Here is a 4,085-nt window from a genome sequence, read left to right as displayed (position 1 = left end):
ACTTAATCCACAGTACGATGCCGACCCGATGTCTCTATCGGTAGGGGATTCTCTGAATGTAGAAAAACAGCAACCGCTAAGCATTGAAAAAGAGCCTGTTTACGCGATACCACCAGAGAGCCCAAAGCGATTTAATCAACCTTTAAACACTTTCTATAACTACACCGAGCGATGCTTAGTCGATACCTCAATCGCATCAATCAATCGTCCTGAGTTGATTGAAAAAGACATTCCCGTTGTAAATCTGAAAATAGTGTCTACCGAATCGAAGGCAACAGACTATGGCAAACTGGCATTTTTAGCGTTGCCAGCGAGTACAACCAGTTCTAACCTTGGGATTATCAGTACCAACACCACTTCTACGCTAGGGCAATGGAGTATCACAGGTGAGGCTCTCAGCAGTTTTGCCCGCGTCGGTGGCGGTTTAGTCGCTGCTTTGTGGCCTTCTCAGCTTGGCGATGGAACACTTGAGGGCAACCCTGAGCTTGCTACGAGTGACACAGTTACGATGCGTGTCCGCTTCAATATGTACACCGATGAAAATGGCAAGCAACAAATCGTTGGTATAAAAACGGGCGAAGGAAGTGCATACGGTGATCGCGTGGCGAAGCGTGAGGCGGTGCAGCAAGGGCAACACTTTATTGCTGAGTTGGATAATGATATCACCATTACCTGGACACCTGACGGCTCAACGGATGTACTCACACCTGATACCGTCCTCCCCGAGAATGACCAAGTGGATGTTCACAATATCTTGGTTCACCCAATTGAAGAGTACGAGCAAGAAATTGGCACGGTTCTCTACCCAGAAGAAGATCTAGTCGAATATATTATCACCTTCCCTGTGGATGCTGGGTTGCCTCCTCTTTACCTGATGTTCCAAAAAACGGCGCGTGATGAGTCTGGGGTGGTAACTGGTACAGGTAAAGACGTTGAGTGGGTCGATGGTTATTGGCTTGGGGAAGCTGCGAATGTCGGTCAAGGGCAGTATATTCCAACAAAAATTGCAGATGCGCTAAGAGGAAAAGAGTTTAATAGGTTTGCTGATTTACAGACAGCTATTTGGAAAGAAGTTGCTAAGAATCCAGAGTTATTTAAGCAGTTTGATAAACGGAATAAAATTCAAATACAAAAAGGTAACGCTCCCATGTGTTTACCTGATTATCAAAAAGGTGGGAGGATTCGTTATGAAATTCACCATATCGATCAGATTCAACATGGTGGTGAAGTGTATCATATTGACAACCTAAGAATTAACACAGCAAAAAATCATATAAGGATTCATTCAAATGAAAAATAAATTACAAGATTATACAGAGTCAGAGTTTTTACAGTTGTTATTGGCATCTGAAGAACTTGATTTTAGTGATGATGATTTGGATGAACTGGTAAATTTTTTCAATGAAAAGATCAAACATCCCAAAGGCAGCGCTTTGTTAACCCATCCTACAATGCTGGGAATAGAAGATTCATCAGACGCAATTATTGGAGAGCTAAAACGTTGGTACAAAGAACAAGGAAGGCCGTGTTTTAAAGATTCAATGTAATGATTCGAAAGGGGGGGAAGGAGAACCGTGGCGATTCACAGGGGAACAGACGAAGGATGCAGAACCTTCACGAAAGGTAGAAAAGTAATGAAAGTTTTAGTTGAAGCGTTTGACAAAAAAAGTGAGCTTTTGGTATCGGAAATCGAAGTGCAAAGGTCATATGTTGATCAGGTCTCAAAAGTACTAGATTTAAGTGACGATGATCTCCGGTTTCTATTAGCTGGTGCTGGTGGATTTGATATCTCGATTGATCAAGTTAAGGCAATTGAGACAATAATTGGTGAGGGTTTTTATAGCGCCCAATGCGACTATCAACTTGGAACAAGTTAGCGTTTAAATGTAAACCACCGGTGTAAATATCGCTGCTGCTGGCACGCTTTTAGTATTGGGTATTGTAGGAGTTACCTCTGCGCCTGTGTTAGCAATTGCTTCAATTGGTGCTTTTGTTGCAGGCGGTGCGGTTGGTGGAATTGGAGGTTCGACTATAGGTAAAACCATCGGTGATGGTTTTTACTTCTTGTATGAGAAGAGTATTGAGCTATCTGAATATATTGAAGAAGAGTTACTATGAGTTACTATGAGTTACTATGAGTTACTATGAGTTACTATGAGTTACTATGAGTTGGTATGAGATTATTGCGATTGTTTTAGGTATGACTTTTGGTGGATATTTAGTTCTTTGGTCTATCCCTGGTGCAATTATGCTCTCTATGGTTTCATTAGGTGATATTGAAAAAATTGTATTTATTGATAAGCAGGTAGCTAAGGATTTAGATAAATATTACGACGACCAAGGGTATATGAAATGGAACTATCAAATGTCCTACGCAATTGGAACTCGATTGATGGGTTACTGGCTTGCCTATCCTTTTATCAGGCATAGAGTGACCACTAAATCTAAAAAATTCAGACTGTTTATGTGGGTTAATTGTATTGGCATATGGAGCTTTTTTATCACTCCATGCTTTACCCTATTGGTGGAATGGCTGGAGACTATAGGTTAATCATTCACTGAAGCTGTACACCGATGAAAGTGGCAAGCAACAAGTCGTTGGTATAAAAACGGGCGAAGGAAGTGCATACGGTGATCGTGTAGCGAAGCGTGAGGCGGTGCAGCAAGGGCAACACTTTATTGCTGAGTTGGATAACGGTATCACTATTACCTGGGCACCTGACGGCTCAACCGATGTACTCACACCTGATACCGTCTTCCCCGAGAATGACCAACTGGATGTTCACAATATCTTGGTTCACCCAATTGAAGAGCACGAGCAAGAAATTGGCACGGTTCTCTACCCAGAAGAAGATCTAGCCGAATATATTGTTACCTTCCCTGCGGATGCTGGGTTGCCTCCTCTTTACCTGATGTTCCAAAAAACGGCGCGTGATGAGTCTGGGGTGGTAACGGGAAAAGGAAAAGACGTCAAGTGGGAGGATGGTTATTGGCTTGGGAAAGCTACAGATTCTGGGCAAGGGCAGTACATACCAACCAAAATTGCTGAAGCATTGCAGGGAAAACAGTTTAAGAAGTTCTCTGATTTGCAAACTGCCGTTTGGAAAGAGGTATCCAAGCATCCTGATTTATTGGAACAGTTTTCTAAAACTAACCAAAACGAGATCCTAAAAGGAAATGCACCGTTTGTAATACCAAAACATAAATGGGGAAAACTTGACCGCTATGTACTACACCATAAAAAGGAGATTCAACATGGCGGTGAGGTTTATAATATTGACAACCTAGGTGTAGTAACTCCACGATTACACTGGGGCGAAATACATAGAAAAGGAGATAAGTAGTTGAAAAGTAGTTTAATTAATTATACTGAAAGCGAGTTTCTTCAACTCATTCAGAACACGCATAATGGAGTCGCAACGGATCAAGAAGTTGAAGAGCTAGTTAGTTTTTTTGACACTACAGAGTATCCTGAAGGGTCTGCGCTGTTAACTCACCCTAAAATGGTTGGGATAGAGGATACTCCAGAGGCAATGATCGCTGAATTAAAACGTTGGTATACCCAAAAAGGGCAACAATGCTTCAAAGACCAACAGAGATGACGGTTAAAGATATAACAGATTACTCTGAAGTCGAGTTATTGGAGTTACTGAACATTATGGCTTTGATGCTTAATTCGATAAGAATACATGGTAGCTCCATGTTGTTCAGTTCTTGAGCAACATACTGAATTTCAGCCAGACCTAGCCCTGTCAGCTTGTTCAGCGACTTGATAATAGCGTACGTAAGCCTCACCAACTTGAGCGTTGTAGTCCATCGGGCTTAATTTCCCACCTAACCACTGTTTCACTCGATACATCGCCCTCATGATGCACTAATCAACCCAGGGTGTGAGACTGCAATGGACTGTCTTGTTAACGCGGTAACGAAAGAAGGAAACCAACTCAAGCGAGTGGTATTTGATAATGAAGTTTAGATTTTTAATCGCTGTAAGCATGTGCTTTTTACTTAATGGTTGCTTTGAAAGTAAGCCTGTTTCAGTTGCGAGCATTGGCAATGCAGGGTCTTTAGGTGGCCCACATTTT

Annotated in this window: 6 protein-coding genes and 2 pseudogenes; 7 read left to right on the top strand and 1 reads right to left on the bottom strand. The window is 42.0% G+C overall.

Annotated elements, in window-relative coordinates; translation table 11 throughout:
• From QTN95_RS19825 to QTN95_RS19795, 7 genes and pseudogenes are all read left to right on the top strand, one after another.
• The coding region (locus QTN95_RS19825) for an S-type pyocin domain-containing protein (RefSeq protein ID WP_331418714.1) at positions 1-1,300 on the top strand (1,300 nt) is incomplete at its 5' end.
• The gene (locus QTN95_RS19820; RefSeq protein WP_331418713.1) at positions 1,290-1,547 is read left to right on the top strand and encodes a bacteriocin immunity protein; all 258 of its coding nucleotides are present in this window, start codon (positions 1,290-1,292) and stop codon (positions 1,545-1,547) included. The genes QTN95_RS19825 and QTN95_RS19820, both read left to right, overlap by 11 nt.
• Positions 1,548-1,634: 87 nt before the next feature.
• A complete protein-coding gene (locus QTN95_RS19815) occupies positions 1,635-1,877 on the top strand; it encodes a DUF7683 domain-containing protein (RefSeq protein ID WP_331418712.1) in 243 nt (80 codons plus the stop codon).
• Between the two features lie 85 nt (positions 1,878-1,962).
• Positions 1,963-2,118, top strand: a complete 156-nt coding sequence (locus tag QTN95_RS19810; RefSeq protein WP_331418710.1) for a hypothetical protein — start codon at positions 1,963-1,965, stop codon at positions 2,116-2,118.
• Between the two features lie 46 nt (positions 2,119-2,164).
• Complete coding sequence (locus tag QTN95_RS19805; RefSeq protein WP_138972759.1) at positions 2,165-2,551, top strand: hypothetical protein; 387 nt, start codon at positions 2,165-2,167, stop codon at positions 2,549-2,551.
• 13 nt (positions 2,552-2,564) lie between these two features.
• Positions 2,565-3,344, top strand: a pseudogene (locus tag QTN95_RS19800) (S-type pyocin domain-containing protein); the annotation flags it as partial.
• On the top strand, positions 3,345-3,602 hold the full coding sequence (locus QTN95_RS19795) for a bacteriocin immunity protein (RefSeq protein ID WP_331418709.1): 258 nt from the start codon (positions 3,345-3,347) through the stop codon (positions 3,600-3,602). It begins immediately after the preceding pseudogene.
• A gap of 130 nt (positions 3,603-3,732) precedes the next feature.
• Here QTN95_RS19795 and QTN95_RS19790 read toward each other — a convergent pair.
• A pseudogene (locus QTN95_RS19790) lies at positions 3,733-3,862 on the bottom strand (IS5/IS1182 family transposase); the annotation flags it as partial.
• Positions 3,863-4,085: the final 223 nt, after the last annotated feature.

The sequence above is a fragment of the Vibrio sp. M260112 genome (genome assembly GCF_036533775.1).
GTDB lineage: Bacteria > Pseudomonadota > Gammaproteobacteria > Enterobacterales > Vibrionaceae > Vibrio.
This window is presented reverse-complemented; position numbering and strand designations above follow the sequence as displayed.